The sequence below is a fragment of the Flavobacterium lacisediminis genome, assembly GCF_025909975.1.
GTDB classification, from domain to species: Bacteria; Bacteroidota; Bacteroidia; order Flavobacteriales; family Flavobacteriaceae; genus Flavobacterium; species Flavobacterium lacisediminis.
This window is the reverse complement of record NZ_JAPCIO010000007.1, coordinates 94,686-115,615: the sequence shown is the minus strand read 5'-3', so window position 1 is coordinate 115,615 and position 20,930 is coordinate 94,686. Positions and strand designations below refer to the sequence as shown.

Here is a 20,930-nt window from a genome sequence, read left to right as displayed (position 1 = left end):
TTGCTCTTGAAATTGAACTTGATATGAGAATAATCCCAGCCATAGACATCATAGAAGGAAAATGCGTACGACTTTCCAAAGGCGATTACGATACGAAGAAAATTTATAACGAAAATCCTTTAGAAGTAGCCAAATCATTTGAAGCACACGGAATTGAGTATTTACATTTAGTAGATTTAGATGGTGCAAAATCAAGCCAAATCGTGAATTACAAAGTTTTGGAACAAATAGCTTCGAAAACGAATTTAAAAATCGATTTTGGTGGTGGTTTAAAATCTGATGCCGATTTAAAAATTGCTTTTGAAAGCGGCGCCAATCAAATCACAGGCGGAAGTATTGCCATTAAACAACCAGAAGTTTTCAAAAGTTGGATTCAGCAATACGGAGCAGATAAAATCATTTTAGGAGCTGATGCTATGAATGAAAAAGTAGCTATTTCAGGGTGGTTAGAAGAATCAAAAGAAGAAGTTATTCCGTTTATTCAAAGCTATCAACAAGAAGGTATTCAAAACGTAATTTGCACCGATATTTCAAAAGACGGTATGCTTGAAGGTCCAAGTTTTGAATTATACCAAAGAATTTTAGATTCCGATTTGTCAAATCGAGCGGAGTCGAGATTAAAACTAATCGCTTCTGGAGGAATTTCCACTTTCGATGAATTGCCCAAGTTAGCCGAATTAGGTTGCGAAGGCACCATCATCGGAAAAGCCATTTATGAAGGCAGAATTACTTTAAAGCAATTAGAAAACTATATTATTAATAAGTAAAAAGTGAAAAGGAAATAGTGAAAAGTTTGGAAAGCTAATCACTATTTACTTATCACTAATCACTAAATCATGTTGACAAAAAGAATCATTCCCTGCTTAGACATCAAAAACGGACGAACTGTTAAAGGTGTCAATTTTGTGGATTTAAAAGATGCTGGTGATCCAGTAGAATTGGCAAAAAAATACGCTGAAACAGGTGCTGATGAACTAGTTTTTTTAGATATTTCAGCTACAGAAGAACGTCGCGCGACATTAATTGACTTGGTTAGAAAAGTAGCTGCTGCAATAAATATTCCATTTACGGTTGGTGGTGGTATTTCATCTGTTGCTGATGTGGATGTATTGCTTCGTAATGGCGCAGATAAAGTTTCGATCAATTCCTCAGCTGTTAAAAATCCAAACTTGATTAATGAAATTGCAGCAAAATACGGAAGTCAGTGCGTGGTTGTTGCCATAGATGCCAAACAAATTGATGGTGATTGGATTGTACATTTAGTTGGTGGAAAAGTACCAACCGAATTGAATTTATTTGATTGGGCAAAAGAAGTAGAACAACGTGGTGCTGGAGAAATTTTGTTCACATCCATGAATAACGATGGAACTAAAAATGGTTTTGCCAATGAAGCGTTAGCCAAGTTATCCGAAATTGTAAACATTCCCATTATCGCTTCTGGTGGTGCGGGAACTATGGAACATTTCGCGGAAACATTTATCACCGGAAAAGCTGATGCCGCTTTAGCAGCTAGTGTTTTTCACTACCAAGAAATCGAAATTCCAGAATTAAAACAGTTTTTAAAGAATCAAAATATTGCAATTAGAGTGTAAAATTAAACACATAGACACATAGGAATAATTAAAAAACTACGTGAGTATGTGTTTCAAAACCAAAAACCATGAAAGTAAATTTTAATAAAACCCCAGACAACCTTATCCCAGCCATCATTCAAGACAGCGAAACTAAAAACGTTTTAATGTTAGGCTACATGAATCAAGAAGCTCTTGAACAAACATTGGCAACTAAAAAAGTAACTTTCTTTAGTCGTACAAAAAATCGTTTATGGACAAAAGGCGAGGAGAGTGGTAACTTTTTGGAACTGATTTCGATTAAAGAAGATTGTGATAACGATACGCTTTTGGTAAAAGTAAATCCAGTTGGCCCAACTTGTCACACAGGTTTAGATACGTGTTGGCAAGAATCTAATAATCAAGAATTTGGATTTTTATCAAAATTAGAAAACACCATTGCAAAACGCAAAGAAAATGCCGATGCTGAAAAGAGTTATGTTGCCTCATTATTTGCAAAAGGCATTAATAAAATAGCACAAAAAGTCGGTGAAGAAGCAGTTGAAGTAGTCATTGAAGCCAAAGACAATAACAACGATTTGTTCTTATCCGAAAGTGCTGATTTATTGTTTCACTACCTAATTTTATTACAGGCTAAAGGTTTTCAGTTGCAAGATGTAGTGGAGGTTTTGAAGAGAAGGGAAAAATAGTTTATTTTACCGCTATCATTGAAATTTCAATATTGACATTTTTTGGTAAGCATGCTACTTGAACTGTCTCTCTAGCGGGTGCTGTTGTTTCATCAAAGTAACTTCCATAAACTGCATTGATACGAGTAAAATCGCCCATATTCATAATAAAAATTGAAGTTTTTATTACGTTTTCAAATGTCATGTCGGCAGCTGTTAAAACGGCTTTCATGTTTTCCATTACTTGTTTAGTTTCAGTTTCGATATCGTCTAAAACTAATTCCATTGAAACTGGGTTTAGAGCAATTTGTCCAGAAGTATATAAAGTGTTACCTACTAAAACAGCTTGGTTGTATGGCCCAATAGGTGCTGGTGCTTTGTCTGTATAAATGATTTTTTTCATAATTTATTAATTTGATTATTATCTAAAAACTCTATCAGGTAACTGACGTTTTTCGTACTTAATATCACTAAATATAGAAGAAGAAATCCCGATAAAGAAACCCCAATAGGTATTTTGTCCAAAAGGAACCCAGTTGAAACTCATTCTCCAGCTTTCTAAATCACGTTCAAATCGTAATTGTGTAAAAGTCACTCCTTTTTGTTTAAAATCGTAACCTGAAGAAAAGCCAACTTTCCATCTTGGTGCTAATTCAATGTTACCAGAAGCCATTAAAGAATGAGATTGAATTTCATTTTGTCTATTGGTATTATTATATGTTACAGAATACGCGAGTCTCAAATCCCATGGAATTTTATAACTGTACCAATCTAAACTTTTATTTCCCTCTTCCTTGTCTTTATCAAAAAGGCTTTGACGAGAATCACTCATGTCTACACTTTTTCCAAACAAATCATCTGCTCTACCGCCATTTTGTAAGTTTTGTTCAGTTTCTCTACTTTTTTTACTATTATCAGCACTTGAAAAGTTGTAGTTAATTGTCATGTTAGCTCTTGGTAACCTGAAGAAGCTTCCTCCATTATCGATGTTTAACTTGTCAATTCTTCTTCCGGCATTATCAATTGCAAATGCATCTAAAGTTGCAGCAAAATTGATATTCATTTTTTGTTTTAAAAGTTGAGTACCACCTGATACTGACATTTCGGACCATTTTAAAGAATCTGCAGCAATATCGTAACCAATACCAACGTTTAGGTTATTTAATAACATCACTTTTTTGGTTTCACCTTTTTTGCTTTCTTCGTCTCTTACTTTGGCTTCAAAAGTATTACTTAATGAGAAATTCATTCGGTTTGATAGACTTTTAGAAGGTGAACCAAAAAGACCATTTTCAAATTTAGTATAATCATTAAAATTAATTCCTGTTGCGTCTAGTGCGTATTTTTCAAAGTATTGATCAAAGCTAGGAGTGTAGCCATAACCTATATTAGGTCTCATTACATGTCGTATAGCTTGAATTTTTTTGTCTTCTCCAAAGTTAAAAGTCCCATAGATTGTTGTTCCAATTCCAGCATTAAAATTATAAGTTCTATAGGCTTCAAATCCTTTTACATCGGATACAATGACTTTATTTTCAATTCCACTAAAATCTTTATTAATTGTATTCATTACCCAGGTTTCATTATAAGTTGCACCAGCTGAAACACTGAAATACTTAAAGATTTTAAAATTAGTATTAATTGGAATGGTATGTTGAAATCCGGATTTAGCATCTCTAAACATTTGAGAAGTAAAAAATAACGAATCATTTGTTTTAATCCGATTTTCACCTCTTACATTATATTGAAGGTTAATATTTTTTAATATTCCTTTTTTAATTCCATCTTTTGGCGCAAATGGATAAATTCTATCCACACTAGCTTGAAAAGTAGGTAAAGTCATATCGATTTCTTCAGTATTAGTATTTTGTGAATGTGTTGCAGAAATTGACATATTCACTTGAGGTACAGAACGAAATGTTTTTGAATAAGAAACAGATGAACTTAAATTATTATTTAAGCTAGAGCCAACATTGTTCATATTTACAGACTGTCTAAAATATTGACTACTTCCCAAATTCACAGATGCAGAAAAACGTGAATCAGCAGCAGCTTTAGCATCTTGACTATGTGACCATTGAATATTATATTGCTTAGACTTTATATAATCAGGAAATCCTTTTTCACTTTGTATATTGTTTTCAAAACGGAAATTTAAACGGCCATTAAATTTATATCGTTTTGCATAACTACTTTCAGCTCTTAGTCCATAACTGCCATTGGTATAATAATCACCCAGAATGGCTAAATCATAATAGTCACTCAATGCAAAATAATAACCTCCATTTTGTAAAAAATAACCTTGTCTGTTATTTTGTCCAGGTGTTGGTAGTATAAAACCTGACAAACTTTTTTCTGACATTGGAAAATAAGCAAAGGGTAAACCAATAGGAGTAGGAACATCCATAATTACCATATTGGTTAATCCAGCAACTACTTTTTTCTTAGGAACAAATTTTACTTTTCTAACTAAAAAGTAATATTCAGGATCATCAATATTTTTAGAAGTAGTCATTCGGGCATTTTTCATAAAATAAACCGAATCGTTTTCTTTTTTAGAAATTTCGGCTTTTATAAAAAGTTCTCCTTGTGTGGTTCTAGAGTTCCAAACTTTGGCACGCTGTGATTTGGTATTATAAATAATAGAATCAGGTTCAATAATGTTACTTCCTTGCTTAAAAACAGGGCGTTGAATGTAATTACCTGCAGAATCTTTTAATCTACCCGCATAAACTTGGTTTTTTTCATAGTCTAAAACTATCTTACCTGCTTTAAGTTCAAAATCGGTATAATAAATTTCGGCTTCATCATTAAGTGTTACTGTTTTTTTCTTTTGGTCAAGTTTTTCATACTCTTTAGCTTTCATATTGACAACACCTTCTAAAAAAGTTTTTTTCTTTTTAGTACTATCAACAGCAGTAGAATCTTTAACTTTTTCTAAATCAGATTTAGTTAAAGTGATGGTGCCTGGAATTGGATTTTCTTGAGAAAAAATAGAGGTGGTTCCTAATGTTAGAAAAATTACTGAAAAAACGATATGAAATAACTTTGTATGCAATGCTTTTAATAGTATTTTTGTAAAAATTTGGCTCACTTTTTGAAGTGTCAAACTTACATATATTTTTTTGCAAAAATAATGTTTTAATAAAATTATAACTTATAATACTTATCATTTGTTTTATGCCATCTAAAAAAAATACTAAAAATCTGTTTTTATGGGTTTTACTTTTCACTTTTACCTTTGGTATAAGCCAAAATAACGCTAATTTTAAAGTGGTTTTGGATGCCGGTCATGGTGGAAAAGATCCAGGAGCTGTAAAAAATGGTGTACAAGAAAAAGATGTAGCGCTTGATGTTGTACTAAAAATTGGGAAAATCTTAGAAAAAAATAAAGATGTTGAAGTCATATATACTAGAAAAACCGATGTTTTTATAGAATTAAGAGAACGCGCTAATATTGCAAATAGAGCTAAAGCTAATTTATTTGTTTCTGTTCATTGTAATTCAGTGAAATCAGGTAATCCTATAGGTGCAATGACTTTAGTAATGGGAATGTCAAGAACTGGAACCAATTTAGAAATTGCAAAAACGGAGAATGCTGTAATTTTTCAAGAAACAGATTATAAAACGAAATACAAAGGTTTTGATCCAAATAATCCAGAAACATTAATTGGGTTAAAAATCATGCAAGAAGAATCATTATTGCAAAGTATTGAATTAGCAACTTTAATTCAAAATCAATTTCGAGATGAATTAAAACGAAAAGATAAAGGTGTTCACCAACAACCTTTGTGGGTTTTAGATGCTACTGTAATGCCAGGAGTACTAATTGAATTGGGTTTTGTTTCACATCCTGACGAAGCTAAATATTTGAGTTCAGAAAAAGGTAAGCAAGAAATGTCAAAGTCTATTTCTAATGCAATTATAGCCTATAAAAATGATTTTTTTAATGGAAGTGAAGTTGCTGAAATTGAAACTGTTGTAACAACGAAAGCATCGACTTCTACTAAAATAAATCCTGATTCAGATAAAGTTGCAACAGAGAAAAATAATTCAAAATCAAATAAAACATATTATAAAGTACAAATTTGTGCTGGAAATAAAAAAGTTGAAACAAAGCCTGCTAATTTTAAAGGTTTAAAAGGAATTACTTTTGAAAAGGATAAAAAAATATACAAGTATTTTTATGGAGAAGAAACCGATTTTAATGCTTGTAAGAAAAAATTAGAAGAAGCTAAGAAAAAAGGATACTCTTCAGCTTATATAGTAACATTTACAAATTAAAAAGGAAAGCATATGTTTAAGAAAATTGTATTTGTAGTTATTGCAATGCACTTTTTATCAGGATATAGTCAAGGACAAAAATTTAAAGTTGTCTTAGATGCGGGTCATGGTGGGAAAGATTATGGAGCCGTATATCATGGTAATATTGAAAAAAATATTGCTTTACAAACAATGCTTAGAGTAGGTGCTATTTTAGAGAAAGACCCACAAATTGATGTTGTATACACTAGAAAAACAGATGTTTTTATTGAGTTACAACAGCGTGCTAATATTGCTAACAAATCTAAAGGAAGTATTTTTGTTTCTATGCATTGTAATGCTAATAAAAATCAAGCCGCATCAGGTAACGAAACCTATGTTATGGGTATTACTCGTAATGCGTCCAATTTAGAAGTAGCAAAAAACGAAAATGAGGTTGTTACCTTAGAAACTGATTATAAGATTAAATATGATGGTTTTGATCCTAATTCTCCTGAATCGGTTATTGGAATTTCTATATTACAAGAAGAACATTTGGATCAAAGTATTGAGTTAGCTGGAAGAGTACAAGAATTTTTCACAAAAAAGACTGATAACAAAAATAGAGGTGTTAAACAAGCCGGATTTTTAGTATTGCGCCAAATTACAATGCCTAGAGTTTTAATAGAAATGGGGTTCGTTTCTAATAAAGAAGAAGGGGAGTTTTTAAATTCAGAAGAAGGTCAAGATAAATTAGCTGAAGCAATTGCAGGTGCTATTTTAGATTATAAAAATGAATTTTTTAATCCTTCAAACAATGACAATGTAAAAGAAGATGTAAAAAACATTGATAAAAAAGAAGAAACCATTGTAAAGGAAACTCCAAAGAAAGAAGAAGTTGTAAAAAAAGTAGAAAAAACTACAGAAAAAGGGATTGTATTTAAAATTCAAATTTCGGCAAGTACTAAAGAATTAGCTACAACACCTTCAAATTTTAAAGGATTAAGTCCAATTTCGGTCGAATCAGCAGGAAGTTTATATAAATACTTTTTTGCATCTGAAAAAAATTACGATTCAGCAAAACAAAAATTAGAAGAAGCTAAGCAAAAAGGATATTCTACAGCATTTATTGTAGCTTATAAAGACGGAATAAAAATAAACGTTACTGATGCAATAAAATAAAATAAAAGTTTATTTTTGTTAAAAAATTATCAAGCTTTGAAACTAACTAAAGAAATCAAAACCGCCGTTCTCGTTATTGTATCTATATTATTATTTATTTGGGGATATAATTTTTTAAAAGGAAAAAACCTTTTCGATAATAGTAACAAATTGTATGTAGTGTTTGATTCTGTTGAAGGGTTAGCTCCATCATCTATAGTTACTATTAAAGGAGTTCCTGTAGGAAGAGTTAATTCATATTCATTTTTAGAAAATAAAAAGGTTGTAGTTGAATTAGCAATCACTTCAGATTATCCAATTTCAAAAACAAGTGTTGCAGAACTTAGAGGATCATCTCCTCTAGGAGGTAAGGAAATTATTATTATTCCAAATGATTCTGATAATAATTTAGTTGTTTCTGGAGATTACTTAAAAGCTAGTAGTAAGTTAGGATTAACAGATGCTTTAGCACAACAGTTAGAACCATTACAAGATAAAGTTCAGAAATTATTAGATAATGCTGATATTTTATTTTCTAATGTAAATGATATTTTAGATGAAAAAACAAAGCAAAATCTTAAGAGTAGTATAGCTGAATTAAATAAAACACTTTCTGAATTTAGTGTGGCTTCAAAAAACATTAATGGAATGATTGCTGATAATAAATCGAAAATTAATTCTACAATGACTAATTTAGATAAAACTACTGCTAATTTTTCAAAAATGTCCGACTCTTTAGCAAAAGCTAACTTAGGTCAAACCGTAAAAAATTTAGAAAAAACATTAGCAAATGTTGATAAAATAATGTCGGATATCGATAAAGGTAAAGGAACAATGGGCAAGCTAATAAAAGACGACGCTATGTATAATAACTTCACTAATACATCTAAAGAATTAGAGTTATTATTACAAGATCTTCGCTTAAATCCAACACGTTATGTAAACGTTTCACTTTTTGGAAAGAAAAACAAACCTTACGTAGCTCCAGTAAACGATACAATCAAAAAGTAAATTTTATACGATGCAATTTTTAGATAATATTTTCTTCGCATTGCTATTAGCAATAGGTGTAGGTTATTTTGCAATTAATGTAAAAAAACTAATTCGAAATATAAAATTAGGTCACGATGTTGATCGTAGTGATAATTCTTCTGAACGATGGAAGAATATGACTATGGTTGCTTTAGGTCAATCTAAAATGGTAAAACGTCCTGTTGCGGGATTTTTACATATTATAGTATATGTTGGATTCGTAATTATCAACATCGAAGTAATCGAAATTATTATTGATGGACTTTTCGGAACCCACAGAGTGTTATCTTTCATGGGAGGATTTTATGATGTGTTAATTGGCTCATTCGAAATTTTAGCTTTCTTAGTTTTAATTACAGTTATTATCTTTTGGATTAGAAGAAATGTTACCAAATTAGGTCGTTTCGCTAGTTCAGATTTAGATGGGAAACCAAGAAACGATGCCAATTATATATTATATTTTGAAGTAGTGTTAATGACGTTATTCTTATTAATGAATGCGGCTGATTTTCACTTGCAAAATTTAGGAATAGGACATTATAATCAAGCAGGAAGTTTTCCAATTTCTCAATTCATTGCGCCAATGTTCAACGGAATGAGCGAAGGTTTAGTTGTAATTATTGAAAGAGCTGCTTGGTGGTTGCACATTGCTGGAATTTTAGTTTTCTTGAACTATTTATATTTCTCTAAACACTTACACATTTTACTAGCTTTCCCTAATACTTACTTTGCAGATTTAAATGCAAAAGGTAAATTAAACAATTTAGAAAGTGTTACAAATGAAGTAAAATTAATGATGGATCCAAGTGCTGACCCGTTTGCAGCGCCAGCAAATCCAGATGCAGTTCCAGCTAAATTTGGAGCTTCTGATGTTCAAGATTTAAACTGGGTTCAGTTATTAAATGCATATAGTTGTACCGAATGTGGTCGTTGTACATCTTCTTGTCCTGCTAATCAAACAGGTAAAAAATTATCGCCTCGTAAGATTATGATGGATACGCGTGATCGTTTGGAGGAAGTAGGAAGAAATATCGACCTAAACAAAGGTGTATTTGTAGATGATGGAAAATCATTATTAAACGATTATATCACTCCAGAAGAATTATGGGCTTGTACAACTTGTAATGCATGTGTTGAAGAATGTCCTATTAATATTAGTCCGTTATCAATTATTATTGATATGCGTCGTTATTTGGTAATGGAACAAAGTGCAGCACCAATGGAATTGAACAATATGATGAGTAATATTGAAAACAATGGAGCGCCATGGCCATATAATCAAATGGATCGTTTAAATTGGGTAAACGAATAATTTTACATTAACTATCATAATAGTATATAATATGTCTGAAAATTTAATTGTACCAACAATGGCCCAAATGATGGCCGAAGGAAAACAACCTGAAATTTTATTTTGGGTAGGTTCTGCTGGTAGTTTCGATGACAGAGCAAAAAAAATCTCAAGAGCTTTCGTTAAAATTTTAAATAAAGCAAATGTAAATTTTGCAGTTTTAGGAACTGAAGAAAGTTGCACGGGTGATGTTGCAAAAAGAGCTGGAAATGAATTTCTATTTCAAATGCAAGCATTAATGAACATTGAATTGCTTAATGCTTACGAAGTAAAAAAAATTGTAACATGTGACCCTCATTCATTTAATTGTTTAAAAAATGAATATCCTAGTTTAGGTGGAAATTATGAAGTTTTGCACCACACTCAGTTTATTCAACAACTTTTGAAAGAAGGGCGTATAGACTTCAATAAAGATACTTACAAAGGAAGTCGTATCACATTTCACGACCCATGCTATTTAGGTAGAGCTAATAATGAATATCAAGCACCAAGAGAAATATTATCTCAAACTAATGCTGAAATTGTTGAGATGAAACGCAGTAAAAGTTCCGCTTTATGTTGTGGAGCGGGTGGAGCCCAAATGTTTAAAGAACCTGAAAAAGGGAATATGGAAATCAACGTTTTAAGAACACAAGACGCTCTTGAAACGACTCCAAATATTATAGCCACAGGTTGTCCTTATTGCAATACAATGATGACCGATGGAGTAAAATTTGCTCACAAAGAAAATGAAGTTAAAGTCTTAGATATTGCAGAAATAATTGCAAATGCACAAAAATTATAAATTAAAACCAAAACATGAAAAAAATCTTATTATTACTAGTCCTTGTAGGAAATGTTGCTTTTGCTCAAAAACTTACTAAAGATCAATTATCTGAAAAATTAGCTGATAAAGCTTGTGGTTGTGCTGAAAAGCAAGAGATTACAAAGGATAATTTTGAATTAACTATCGGAATTTGTTTGCTTGAAGGTATTAATGCTTTTGAAAAAGACGTTGAAAAACATTATGGTAAAGATGTAATTTCTAACGATAAAAAAATGGAAGAATTAGGATATGAAGTAGGAAAAAAAATGGGAATGAAATGTCCAACAGTTTTCAAATTTATGTTAGAGGATGAAGAAGGTGATGGTGCAGATGCAGATACTTCTGATGAACTTACAATTTCTGGAAAAGTTTCAGAGATTAAATCTGAACAATTTTTAACTTTTGTTGTTAAAGAAGAATCTGGAAAAACCAATCAATTTATCTTATTAAGTAGTTTTGATAATTCTTTTTTATTAACAGATAAAGTATTAAAAGCTACTGATGCTGTTGATGTTACTTATTACGAAATGGAATTATTTGATGCTAAATTAGGTAAGTTTGTATCGTATAAAATTGTTACTGATATCATAAAAAAATAATCATGTTTGTACCATTTGATAGTCTACCAGAAGAATCAAAAATTTGGATTTATCAATCCAACAGAAAATTTTCTGATGAAGAAATTCAAGAAATTGAAGCTGAATTAAAATTCTTTTTGGAAAATTGGACTTCTCATGGTCAACATCTTGAAGCTTCTTTTGTTACACGTTATAATCGTTTCATTATCATAGCTGTAAATCAGGAAGTGCAAGCTGCTACTGGTTGTTCAATTGATGCTTCGGTTCAATTAATTCAAAACCTGGAGGAGAAATATAAAGTAGATTTATTAGATAAAATGAATGTTACTTTTAAAGTAGGAGACCATGTTGCTTTTAAGCCTCTTATTGAGTTTAAGAAAATGGCAAAAGAGAAAGCGGTTTCTGAAAATACAATTGTCTTTAATAATTTACTAAATACTGTAGGAGAGTGGCAAGATTTCTGGGAAGTTCCTGCAAGTGAAAGTTGGCATAGTAGATTTTTTTAGACTCATTTATAGTAATGTCAAATGGACAGTGATATATTTTTATTAAGCATTTCTGGGCAGGATAAACCGGGATTAACTTCTACGTTTACAGCCGTTTTAGCAGAATATGATGCCAATGTTCTCGATATTGGTCAAGCCAATATTCACGACACACTTTCATTAGGTATTTTGTTCCAAATAAAATCAGGCAAAAAATCTGCCGCTGTATTAAAAGATATCTTATTCAAATCTTATGAATTAGGTATTAAAGTGAAATTTAAACCCATTTCTCTAGAAGACTATGAGAAATGGGTTAATCTCCAAGGTAAAGACCGATATATTGTTACCCTTTTGGGAGAAAAATTAACTGCTGAACAAATTTCTCAAGTAACTAAAGTAATATCTGATAAAAACTTAAATATTGATGCTATCAAGCGTTTAACAGGTAGAGTTTCTTTAGTTAAAGAAGATGATTATCCAAGATCTTCAATCCAATTATCAATTCGTGGTGAAATAAAAGATAAGTCTGAATTTACTGAAAAATTCATGGCTATTTCTTCTGAATTAAATCTTGATATTGCATTTCAAGAAGATAATATCTTTAGAAGAAACAGAAGATTAGTTTGTTTCGATATGGATTCCACTTTAATTCAAACTGAAGTAATTGATGAATTGGCAGAACTAGCTGGTGTTGGCGAACAAGTAAAAGCCATTACCGAATCAGCCATGCAAGGTGAAATCGACTTTAATGAAAGTTTTAAGCAACGCATGAAACTTTTAAAAGGTTTAAGAGAGGAAGTTCTCGAAGAAGTTGCAGTTAATTTACCAATAACCAAAGGAGCAAGAAGATTGATAGATACTTTAAAATCCTATGGCTTTAAAACTGCAATTCTTTCTGGTGGATTTACTTATTTTGGAAAATATCTGCAAAAAGAATTAGGAATTGATTACGTTTATGCCAATCAACTTGAAATTAAAGATGGCGTTTTAACTGGTGGTTATATTGGTGAAATTGTAGATGGAAATAAAAAAGCCGAATATCTAAAAGAAATCGCTCGTAAAGAAGGAATCGATATTAACCAAACTATTGCTGTTGGTGATGGTGCTAACGATTTACCTATGTTGAATTTAGCTGGTTTAGGTATTGCTTTTCATGCAAAACCTAAAGTAAAAGATAATGCACAAAGTTCTATATCAAGTATTGGTCTGGATGGTGTTTTATATTTATTAGGCTATCATGACAGACATATCGATTTGATGGATTAATTTATCAAGTCTTCCTGAAAAAGAATGTAATTTCTAGTTAACAACTTTCTTCATAAAATAAACCTAAAAGGCTTTATTTTAAAGTTAAGATGTAGTATTTTGGCATGGATTTAGTTCTTAGTTAAAAAATCAAACCAAAATTTATGCAAAGAGTGCTCACACTACTGTTTTCAGTAGTTTTTATACATATTTCATTTTCTCAAAATAAAACTAAACCTGTTTTAGTAGCTAAAAAAGTGGTTTCACAGCAGGTTTGGGTTGATAGTATTTATAACCAATTTTCATTTGAAGATAAAGTAGGACAATTATTTATGGTAGCTGCTTATTCGAATAAAGATGAAGCGCATAATAGTTCAATTGATAAATTAGTAGAAGAATATAAAATTGGTGGTTTAATCTTTTTTCAAGGTGGACCAGTTCGTCAAGCAAAATTGACAAATCGTTATCAAGCAAAATCGAAAGTACCATTATTTATAGGTATTGATGCAGAGTGGGGTCTAAGCATGCGATTAGATTCAACATATCGTTATCCTTGGAATATGACATTAGGAGCAGTTCAAGATATGAAATTGATTGAAAAAGCTGGAAATCAAATGGCTAAACAATCAAAACGAATGGGAATTCATTTCAATTTTGCGCCTGTTGTTGACATCAATACTAATCCAAAAAATCCAATCATTGGAAATCGTTCGTTTGGAGAAACGAAAGATATTGTAACCGTTAGAGCAATTGCTTTAATGAAAGGCTTACAAGATGAAGGAGTTTACGCAACAGCTAAACATTTTCCAGGCCACGGTGACACTTCAACCGATTCGCATCATACATTACCAATGGTTAATTTTGATAGAAAACGATTAGATGATATTGAATTATACCCATATAAAGAATTGATTAAAAATGGTTTGTCAAGTGTAATGGTAGCACATTTAAATGTACCAAGTTTAGAGCCAAGACCCAATTATCCAACTTCTATTTCATATCCAGTTGTTACTGATATCCTAAAAAAAGAACTACAATTTGAAGGTTTAATTTTTACGGATGCCTTGAATATGAAAGGTGCAAGTAATTTTAAAAAGCCAGGAGATATTGATTTAGAAGCTTTTTTAGCAGGAAATGATGTATTGTTATTTGCTGAAAATGTTCCAGTTGCAATAAAAAAATTCAAGGAAGCATATGACGCAGGAATCATTACTGAAGAACGTTTAATGTATTCGGTAAAAAAGATTTTAGCATATAAATACAAAGCAAATTTGAATAATTACCAACCAATTGTTTTAGATAATTTATACAAAGATTTAAATGCAGTAGAGTTTGATGCTTTAAATTATAAATTATACGAAAATGCAGTAACGGTAATCAAAAATCACGATAAATTAGTTCCAGTTCGTGATATAGAAAAAGAGAAAATTGCTTATATCAAATTAGGAAATGATAAATCAGATACGTTTTTAGCTAACTTGAGAAACTACGCTTCAATTAGTGAAATTACAAACAAAAATTTAGATTCTGTTTTAGTACAATTACAAGATTATACAAAAGTAATTATTGGTTATCATAAAAATGATGGGGCTTGGAGAAATCATAATTTGAACTTCAAAGAAATGCTTTGGATTAACCAAATCGCAAAACAAAACGATGTGATTTTAACGTGTTTCACAAAGCCTTATTCATTGACTAATTTAAAGAATTTTGAAGATATTGAAACCATTGTAGTGGCGTATCAAAATAACGATATTGCACAAACTATTGCACCTCAAATTATCTTTGGAGCAATGGGAGCAAAGGGAAAATTACCAGTTTCAATTGATGATGAGTTCAAAGTAAATGATGGAATAGAAACACTAGATATTAAACGTTTAGGTTTTGAAATTCCTGAAAATGTTGGGATGAATTCTAAAGTATTAACTAAGATTGATTCTATAGCTAACTATGCTATTTCTAAAAATATGACACCTGGAATTCAAGTGGTTGTAGCTCGAAAAGGAAAAGTTATTTACCAAAAATCATTTGGAAATCACACGTATGAATCGAATCAAAAAGTAAGTAATACGGATGTTTATGATATTGCTTCTTTGACAAAAATTGTTGCAACTTTACCAAATGTAATGTTAGAATTTGACAAAGGAAATTTGACTTTAGATACGAAGTTAAAGTCAATGTTACCGGCTGCTAAAAACTCAAATAAAGCGAATGCAACAGTTTTAGATATGTTGACCCATCAAGCGCGATTTCAGCCATGGATTCCTTTTTACAAAGCTACTCTTGATAGTTTAAACCGACCAAGAGTACATTTTTATAGAAGTGATTTTTCAGCTGAATTTCCAATTCATGTAGCAGACAGATTGTATTTGAGAAAAGATTATAATGATACGATTGTAAAGACGATTTTAGAAAGTGAATTATTACCAAAAAAGCAATATAAATACAGTGATTTTACCTTTATTCTTTTTAAAGAATATTTAGAATTACAAAATAAAAAATCGCTTGAAGATATATCACATGCTAATTTTTTCGAGCCTTTAGGAGCTAATTCTATTATGTACAATCCATTACGAAAGATGAATTCGAATAGAATTATCCCAACAGAAAACGATACCTATTTCAGACATCAATTGGTGCAAGGTTATGTACATGATATGGCGGCTGCTATGCAAGGAGGAGTTTCAGGTCACGCTGGTTTGTTTGCTAATGCTTTGGATGTAGCAAAAGTAATGCAAATGTATCTTCAAAATGGAAGTTACGGTGGAAGAACATATATTTCTGAAAGTACGTTTAACATGTTCAATACTTGTTATTTCTGTAAAGATGGAAATAGAAGAGGAGTTGGTTTTGATAAACCTCAATTAGGAAACGAAGGTCCAACATGTGGTTGTGTTTCATTAACTAGTTTTGGACATACAGGATTTACAGGAACAATGACTTGGGCTGATCCTGAAAAAGAAATTGTATATGTTTTCTTATCCAATAGAACCTACCCAGATTCTAATGCCGCAAATAAGTTATCAAAAGAAAATATTAGAGAGAATATACAAAAAGTTATTTACGAAGCGATAATTGAATAAGTATGACATCAAAAGCAGCAACAGTAGACCAATACATCAACGAAGCTCCAGACGATAGAAGAGAAGCGTTGCAAAAACTAAGAAGTATAATCTTAGAAAATCTTCCAGAAGGATTTCAAGAAGGAATTAGCTATGGTATGGTTGGGTATTTCGTACCGCATTCTATTTATCCTGCTGGTTATCATTGCACACCTGAATTACCTTTGCCATTTATGTCATTTGCAAGTCAAAAAAACAGCATCAATTTTTACCATATGGGTATTTATGCAAAACCAGAATTGTATGATTGGTTTGTTTCCGAATATCCAAAACATTCGAAACAAAAATTAGATATTGGTAAAAGTTGTTTGCGTATTAAAAAGCCTGAAAATATTCCATTTGAACTAATTGGTGAATTGGTAAAAAAAATCACGGTTCCTGATTGGATTGCTACTTACGAAGCTGCATTTAAAAAATAATTTTAACAAATGTTTTATAATTGCCAATTCTAGAAGTGGTAATTTTATTTCAAAATTTACGTAAATGAAAATTGCTATAGTCTGTTATCCTACATTTGGTGGAAGTGGTGTTGTCGCTACCGAACTTGGTTTGGAATTAGCCAAAAGAGGTCACGAAATTCACTTCATCACTTACAGTCAACCCGTGCGTTTAGCCTTGTTGAATCCAAATGTACATTATCACGAAGTTCACGTTCCAGAATATCCGTTGTTTCACTATCAACCTTATGAATTAGCGCTATCTAGCAAGCTGGTTGATATGGTTAAATTGTACAAAATAGATGTTTTACACGTGCATTATGCTATTCCTCATGCATATGCAGGTTATATGGCAAAACAAATGTTAGCAGATGAAGGCATTCATATTCCAATGGTAACAACGTTGCATGGTACGGATATTACTCTAGTTGGTAATCATCCATTTTATAAGCCAGCTGTGAGTTTTAGTATCAATAAATCAGATGTGGTAACAAGTGTATCCCAAAGTCTAAAAGATGATACGTATCGCTTATTCGATATTAAAAATGAAATTGAAGTTATTCCAAATTTCATTGAATTAAATAAAGATAAGTTAAAAGAGAATATTCCTTGTCATCGTTCTTTAATGGCGCCTGATAATGAAAAAATTATCACTCATATTTCCAATTTCAGAAAAGTAAAACGTATTGAAGATATTGTGAGAATCTTTTTTGAAATTCAGAAAGAAGTGCCATCCAAATTAATGATGGTTGGAGAAGGACCTGAGAAAGAAAATGCTGAATATTTGTGTGAACAATTAGGAATCCAAAATAAAGTGATTTTCTTCGGAAACAGTAATGAAATTGATAAAATTCTATGTTTTTCCGATTTGTTTTTATTGCCATCTGAAACAGAAAGTTTTGGTTTAGCCGCATTAGAAGCCATGGCTTGCGGTGTCCCGGTAATTTCTAGTAATTCAGGTGGTTTACCAGAGGTAAATAAAGATGGTTTTTCAGGATTTTTAAGTGATGTGGGTGATGTTACTAAAATGAGTAGTGATGCTATTACTTTACTTAAAGATGAAAATATGTTAGCGCAATTTAAAGTGAATGCATTAGAAACTGCCAAACTTTTTGATATTCAAAATATCATGCCTTTATATGAACAAGTTTATTTTAAAGCTTTAAATTCAAAATAATGATCAAATTTTTACCTTTATTATTAATTATTATATCTTGTAGTACTGCAATCCCAAAAGAGGAGTTTGATTCTTCTTTTTCTGTAATTTATAAAAGTGAAATAGGTGGAGCTGATAAAGCGGGACATATTTTAATTCAAGATAATGAAACGTACATTAAATTCATTGAATCTCTAAAATTAGATGAATCTAAGTATGCTAATTTTTTAAAGGTTGATTTTAAAAAGAAAGATGTATTAGTTTTATATCAAGGGCAAAAAACTTCGGGAGGTTATTCAATAGACATTGAATCTGTATTAAATGAAAATCATACCATTTTTATAAAGAAAAAAGAAACAGAACCTAAAAAAGGTGAAATGACTACATCTGTAATCACTTCACCTTATTGTATTTCCTTAATCCCAAAGGGTAAAAAAATAATAGTAGAATAAAAAAAAATCCCAATTAATTTAATTGGGATTTTTTTTATTAATTGAATTTGTATCTAATACCTAATGCGATATCTGGACCAAAACTATCTTCTCTAAATTGATTATCTCCACTATTGTTTAAATAAAATTCAGGTCTTATATCTAAAGACAATTGAATCGGTGCTTCTTGAAAATTATATTCAATACCTAAATCTCCAGCAGCTAAAATAAAAACACCACTATCTTTACCGTCATATCCTGCAGGTGCATCAAAACTCCAACTACCAACACCAGCGCCAACACCAGCATACCAATTAAAACCGCCATCAATGTTCCAAACCCATTGATATAAACCGACTAATTTAAATGCATCAACGTCTTTACTGTTTCTCCATCCTAAGTCAAATTCTAAACGATTATTAGACCCCATTCCTCTTTGGTAAGAAATTTCACCACCAAAGCCATCGCTGTCTCCTAAACGTAAACCTAATGCATTTTTCGAAATGTCCTGTGCCTGAGCGCTAAATGCTAAACCTAGTAGCATAAAAGCTGATAAAATTAATTTCTTCATATTAAATGTTTTTACAAATATAGCCAATTTTTTACAAATTCTATGCCAATTTAGTTTACCATATATAAATCAAGGTATTCTTTTTGGTTTTGAGAACCCGTAGCGGGTATTCCAAATTGGTCTGCAATAGTTGAATTTATTGAATAATTTGTATCTGTATTTACATAAACTACACCAATGTTTTCAGCAGTGTATATAGTAGAAATTATCAAGTCTTGTGGCGCTAAAATGGTAATAGGAATAGTAATTGAACCAATTGTTTGAACAGTTGTAACTTTTACATTGAGTTTTATTTTTGTAGCTTTTACATTGTCATAAATATCTCCATTACTAGAAGTAAATGTTGTTAAGGTTTCTCCTCCATAACTTTGTAAAGAATAATTAATGGTAATAGGATATCCTTGATAAGTTTCTTCAATTGTTCCTGTTACAGGTGAACTATTTAAAGATTGTCCATTAGAGGCATTACTATTGAATATAACAAAATCAGTTAAAGATAAATCTAAATTAATAGGTAAATCTTGACCAGATGCTAAAGATAAATTACCAGTCATTAGTAACTTAGAACCACTTTTTCTAACACCGTTGTTTCTTAAAGAAGAAGAATAAAAGCCTGTGGCAACATCGTCTTTAGTTTGAAATTTTTTATATGTCTTACTATTAATTTCAACATCTCCAACAATATAAAGTGAATCTCTTGAAAGTGTACCAGCACTATTTACATCATAAGTCCAATAATTTCCATCTACAAGCGGAATATTAAAATTACTATTTCCTGATTCTTCATCATTTGAGCAAGAAATAAAAAGGGAAGATGCACATAGAAATGTAAAAATCATTGATTTTTTCATAGTTATTTAGGTTAAATTATTGAGCTAATATACTATTTTTCATTAATTATTTAAGAATATGAAACTTAAAATTTAGAATTCTATTTTTTATCAACATTTTTTAAATTATCGTTACATTTGTTTATTGTAAAGAAAAATAAACATAAGGCTTTATTATGTCAGGAAATACTTTTGGAAAATTATTAAAACTAACTACTTTCGGAGAATCACATGGTGAAGCTTTAGGAGGAATTATAGACGGATGTCCTGCAGGAATTTCATTGGATTTTGATTGTATCCAACAAGAAATGCAACGAAGAAAACCGGGTCAATCATCGATTGTTACCCAAAGAAAAGAAGAAGATGAAGTGCAATTTTTATCTGGTATCTTTGAAGGCAAAACTACTGGAACTCCAATTGGATTTATTATTCCAAATACCAATCAAAAATCAGATGATTATTCACATATAAAAGATTCATATCGTCCAAGTCATGCCGATTACGTGTATGAACAAAAATATGGTATTCGTGATTATCGTGGTGGTGGCAGAAGTTCGGCACGCGAAACTGCTAGTAGAGTAGTAGGTGGCGCAATTGCTAAGCAAATAATTCCTGAAATTAAAATAAATGCATTTGTATCTTCTGTAGGAGAGATTTTCATCGATAAACCTTATCAAGATTTAGATTTTTCAAAAATTGAAAGTAATGCAGTTCGCTGTCCAGATACATCTTCAGCTGAAAGGATGGAAGCTCATATTAAAGAAATAAAAAAACAAGGTGATACCATTGGAGGTACGATAACGTGTGTTATTCAAAATGTACCTATTGGTTTAGGTGAGCCTGTTTTCGATAAATTACATGCCGAATTAGGTAAAGCTATGTTATCGATTAATGCAGTAAAAGGATTTGAATTTGGTAGTGGATTTTGTGGTGCCAAAATGAAAGGAAGCGAACATAATGATTCATTTAATCCTGATGGAACTACTAAAAGTAATCTTTCTGGTGGAATTCAAGGCGGAATTTCTAATGGAATGGATATTTATTTTAGAGTAGCTTTTAAACCTGTTGCTACATTATTACAAAAGCAAGAAGTTTTAAATAATAAAGGAGAAATCATTGAACAACAAGGAAAAGGACGCCACGACCCATGTGTAGTTCCAAGAGCGGTTCCTATTGTAGAAGCTATGGCTGCTTTGGTTATAGCCGATTATTTTTTACAAAATAAAATATATTCCTAACAAAAAC

General features: G+C 31.1%; 20 protein-coding genes. 16 read left to right on the top strand and 4 right to left on the bottom strand.

Going from position 1 to position 20,930, the window contains the following annotated elements; all coding sequences use genetic code 11:
• Positions 1-23 precede the first annotated feature (23 nt).
• The 3 genes from hisA to hisIE all read left to right on the top strand — a co-directional run bounded on the left by hisA (position 24) and on the right by hisIE (position 2,260).
• The gene (hisA, locus tag OJ995_RS10960) at positions 24-767 is read left to right on the top strand and encodes a 1-(5-phosphoribosyl)-5-[(5-phosphoribosylamino)methylideneamino]imidazole-4-carboxamide isomerase (protein WP_264369457.1); all 744 of its coding nucleotides are present in this window, start codon (positions 24-26) and stop codon (positions 765-767) included.
• Between the two features lie 69 nt (positions 768-836).
• Complete coding sequence (gene hisF / locus OJ995_RS10955; RefSeq protein ID WP_264369456.1) at positions 837-1,592, top strand: imidazole glycerol phosphate synthase subunit HisF; 756 nt, start codon at positions 837-839, stop codon at positions 1,590-1,592.
• 68 nt (positions 1,593-1,660) lie between these two features.
• A complete protein-coding gene (gene hisIE / locus OJ995_RS10950) occupies positions 1,661-2,260 on the top strand; it encodes a bifunctional phosphoribosyl-AMP cyclohydrolase/phosphoribosyl-ATP diphosphatase HisIE (RefSeq protein WP_264369455.1) in 600 nt (199 codons plus the stop codon).
• A gap of 1 nt (position 2,261) precedes the next feature.
• Here the strand turns inward: hisIE and OJ995_RS10945 are convergent, their stop codons facing one another.
• Together OJ995_RS10945 and OJ995_RS10940 are read right to left on the bottom strand one after the other, a co-directional pair.
• The gene (locus tag OJ995_RS10945) at positions 2,262-2,642 is read right to left on the bottom strand and encodes a RidA family protein (RefSeq protein ID WP_264369454.1); all 381 of its coding nucleotides are present in this window, start codon (positions 2,640-2,642) and stop codon (positions 2,262-2,264) included.
• 18 nt (positions 2,643-2,660) lie between these two features.
• Positions 2,661-5,297, bottom strand: a complete 2,637-nt coding sequence (locus OJ995_RS10940) for a putative LPS assembly protein LptD (protein WP_432419332.1) — start codon at positions 5,295-5,297, stop codon at positions 2,661-2,663.
• Positions 5,298-5,419: 122 nt separating this feature from the next.
• Between OJ995_RS10940 and OJ995_RS10935 the strand changes: the two genes are divergently transcribed.
• The 12 genes from OJ995_RS10935 to OJ995_RS10880 all read left to right on the top strand — a co-directional run bounded on the left by OJ995_RS10935 (position 5,420) and on the right by OJ995_RS10880 (position 18,305).
• The gene (locus OJ995_RS10935) at positions 5,420-6,523 is read left to right on the top strand and encodes an N-acetylmuramoyl-L-alanine amidase family protein (protein ID WP_264369452.1); all 1,104 of its coding nucleotides are present in this window, start codon (positions 5,420-5,422) and stop codon (positions 6,521-6,523) included.
• 12 nt (positions 6,524-6,535) lie between these two features.
• Positions 6,536-7,663 (top strand): N-acetylmuramoyl-L-alanine amidase family protein, encoded by a 1,128-nt coding sequence (locus tag OJ995_RS10930; RefSeq protein WP_264369451.1) that lies wholly within the window; start codon positions 6,536-6,538, stop codon positions 7,661-7,663.
• Between the two features lie 36 nt (positions 7,664-7,699).
• The gene (locus tag OJ995_RS10925; RefSeq protein WP_264369450.1) at positions 7,700-8,653 is read left to right on the top strand and encodes an MlaD family protein; all 954 of its coding nucleotides are present in this window, start codon (positions 7,700-7,702) and stop codon (positions 8,651-8,653) included.
• A gap of 10 nt (positions 8,654-8,663) precedes the next feature.
• Positions 8,664-9,986: a 4Fe-4S dicluster domain-containing protein gene (locus OJ995_RS10920; RefSeq protein WP_264369449.1), complete on the top strand. Its 1,323-nt coding sequence runs from the start codon at positions 8,664-8,666 to the stop codon at positions 9,984-9,986.
• A 31-nt stretch (positions 9,987-10,017) separates the two neighbouring features.
• Entirely contained in the window at positions 10,018-10,809 is a 792-nt protein-coding gene (locus tag OJ995_RS10915) for a (Fe-S)-binding protein (protein WP_264369448.1), read from the top strand.
• 14 nt (positions 10,810-10,823) lie between these two features.
• The gene (locus OJ995_RS10910) at positions 10,824-11,429 is read left to right on the top strand and encodes a hypothetical protein (RefSeq protein WP_264369447.1); all 606 of its coding nucleotides are present in this window, start codon (positions 10,824-10,826) and stop codon (positions 11,427-11,429) included.
• A gap of 2 nt (positions 11,430-11,431) precedes the next feature.
• Complete coding sequence (locus OJ995_RS10905; protein WP_264369446.1) at positions 11,432-11,914, top strand: ABC transporter ATPase; 483 nt, start codon at positions 11,432-11,434, stop codon at positions 11,912-11,914.
• 21 nt (positions 11,915-11,935) lie between these two features.
• Positions 11,936-13,159, top strand: a complete 1,224-nt coding sequence (gene serB, locus OJ995_RS10900; RefSeq protein WP_264369445.1) for a phosphoserine phosphatase SerB — start codon at positions 11,936-11,938, stop codon at positions 13,157-13,159.
• Between the two features lie 143 nt (positions 13,160-13,302).
• A complete protein-coding gene (locus OJ995_RS10895; protein WP_264369444.1) occupies positions 13,303-16,221 on the top strand; it encodes a serine hydrolase domain-containing protein in 2,919 nt (972 codons plus the stop codon).
• Positions 16,222-16,223: 2 nt separating this feature from the next.
• On the top strand, positions 16,224-16,679 hold the full coding sequence (locus OJ995_RS10890) for a DUF1801 domain-containing protein (protein ID WP_264369443.1): 456 nt from the start codon (positions 16,224-16,226) through the stop codon (positions 16,677-16,679).
• A gap of 64 nt (positions 16,680-16,743) precedes the next feature.
• Complete coding sequence (gene bshA / locus OJ995_RS10885) at positions 16,744-17,874, top strand: N-acetyl-alpha-D-glucosaminyl L-malate synthase BshA (protein ID WP_264369442.1); 1,131 nt, start codon at positions 16,744-16,746, stop codon at positions 17,872-17,874.
• On the top strand, positions 17,874-18,305 hold the full coding sequence (locus tag OJ995_RS10880; protein WP_264369441.1) for a protease complex subunit PrcB family protein: 432 nt from the start codon (positions 17,874-17,876) through the stop codon (positions 18,303-18,305). Before bshA ends, OJ995_RS10880 begins: the two co-directional genes overlap by 1 nt.
• A gap of 37 nt (positions 18,306-18,342) precedes the next feature.
• On the opposite strand, the gene OJ995_RS10875 is transcribed toward OJ995_RS10880, so the two are convergent.
• Positions 18,343-18,855 carry a hypothetical protein gene (locus OJ995_RS10875; RefSeq protein WP_264369440.1) on the bottom strand — a complete coding sequence of 171 codons (513 nt, stop codon included), beginning with the start codon at positions 18,853-18,855 and terminating at the stop codon, positions 18,343-18,345.
• Positions 18,856-18,905: 50 nt separating this feature from the next.
• On the bottom strand, positions 18,906-19,706 hold the full coding sequence (locus OJ995_RS10870) for a hypothetical protein (RefSeq protein ID WP_264369439.1): 801 nt from the start codon (positions 19,704-19,706) through the stop codon (positions 18,906-18,908).
• Positions 19,707-19,861: 155 nt separating this feature from the next.
• Here OJ995_RS10870 and aroC point away from each other — a divergent pair, with 155 nt between their 5' ends.
• Positions 19,862-20,923, top strand: a complete 1,062-nt coding sequence (gene aroC, locus OJ995_RS10865) for a chorismate synthase (protein ID WP_264369438.1) — start codon at positions 19,862-19,864, stop codon at positions 20,921-20,923.
• Positions 20,924-20,930: the final 7 nt, after the last annotated feature.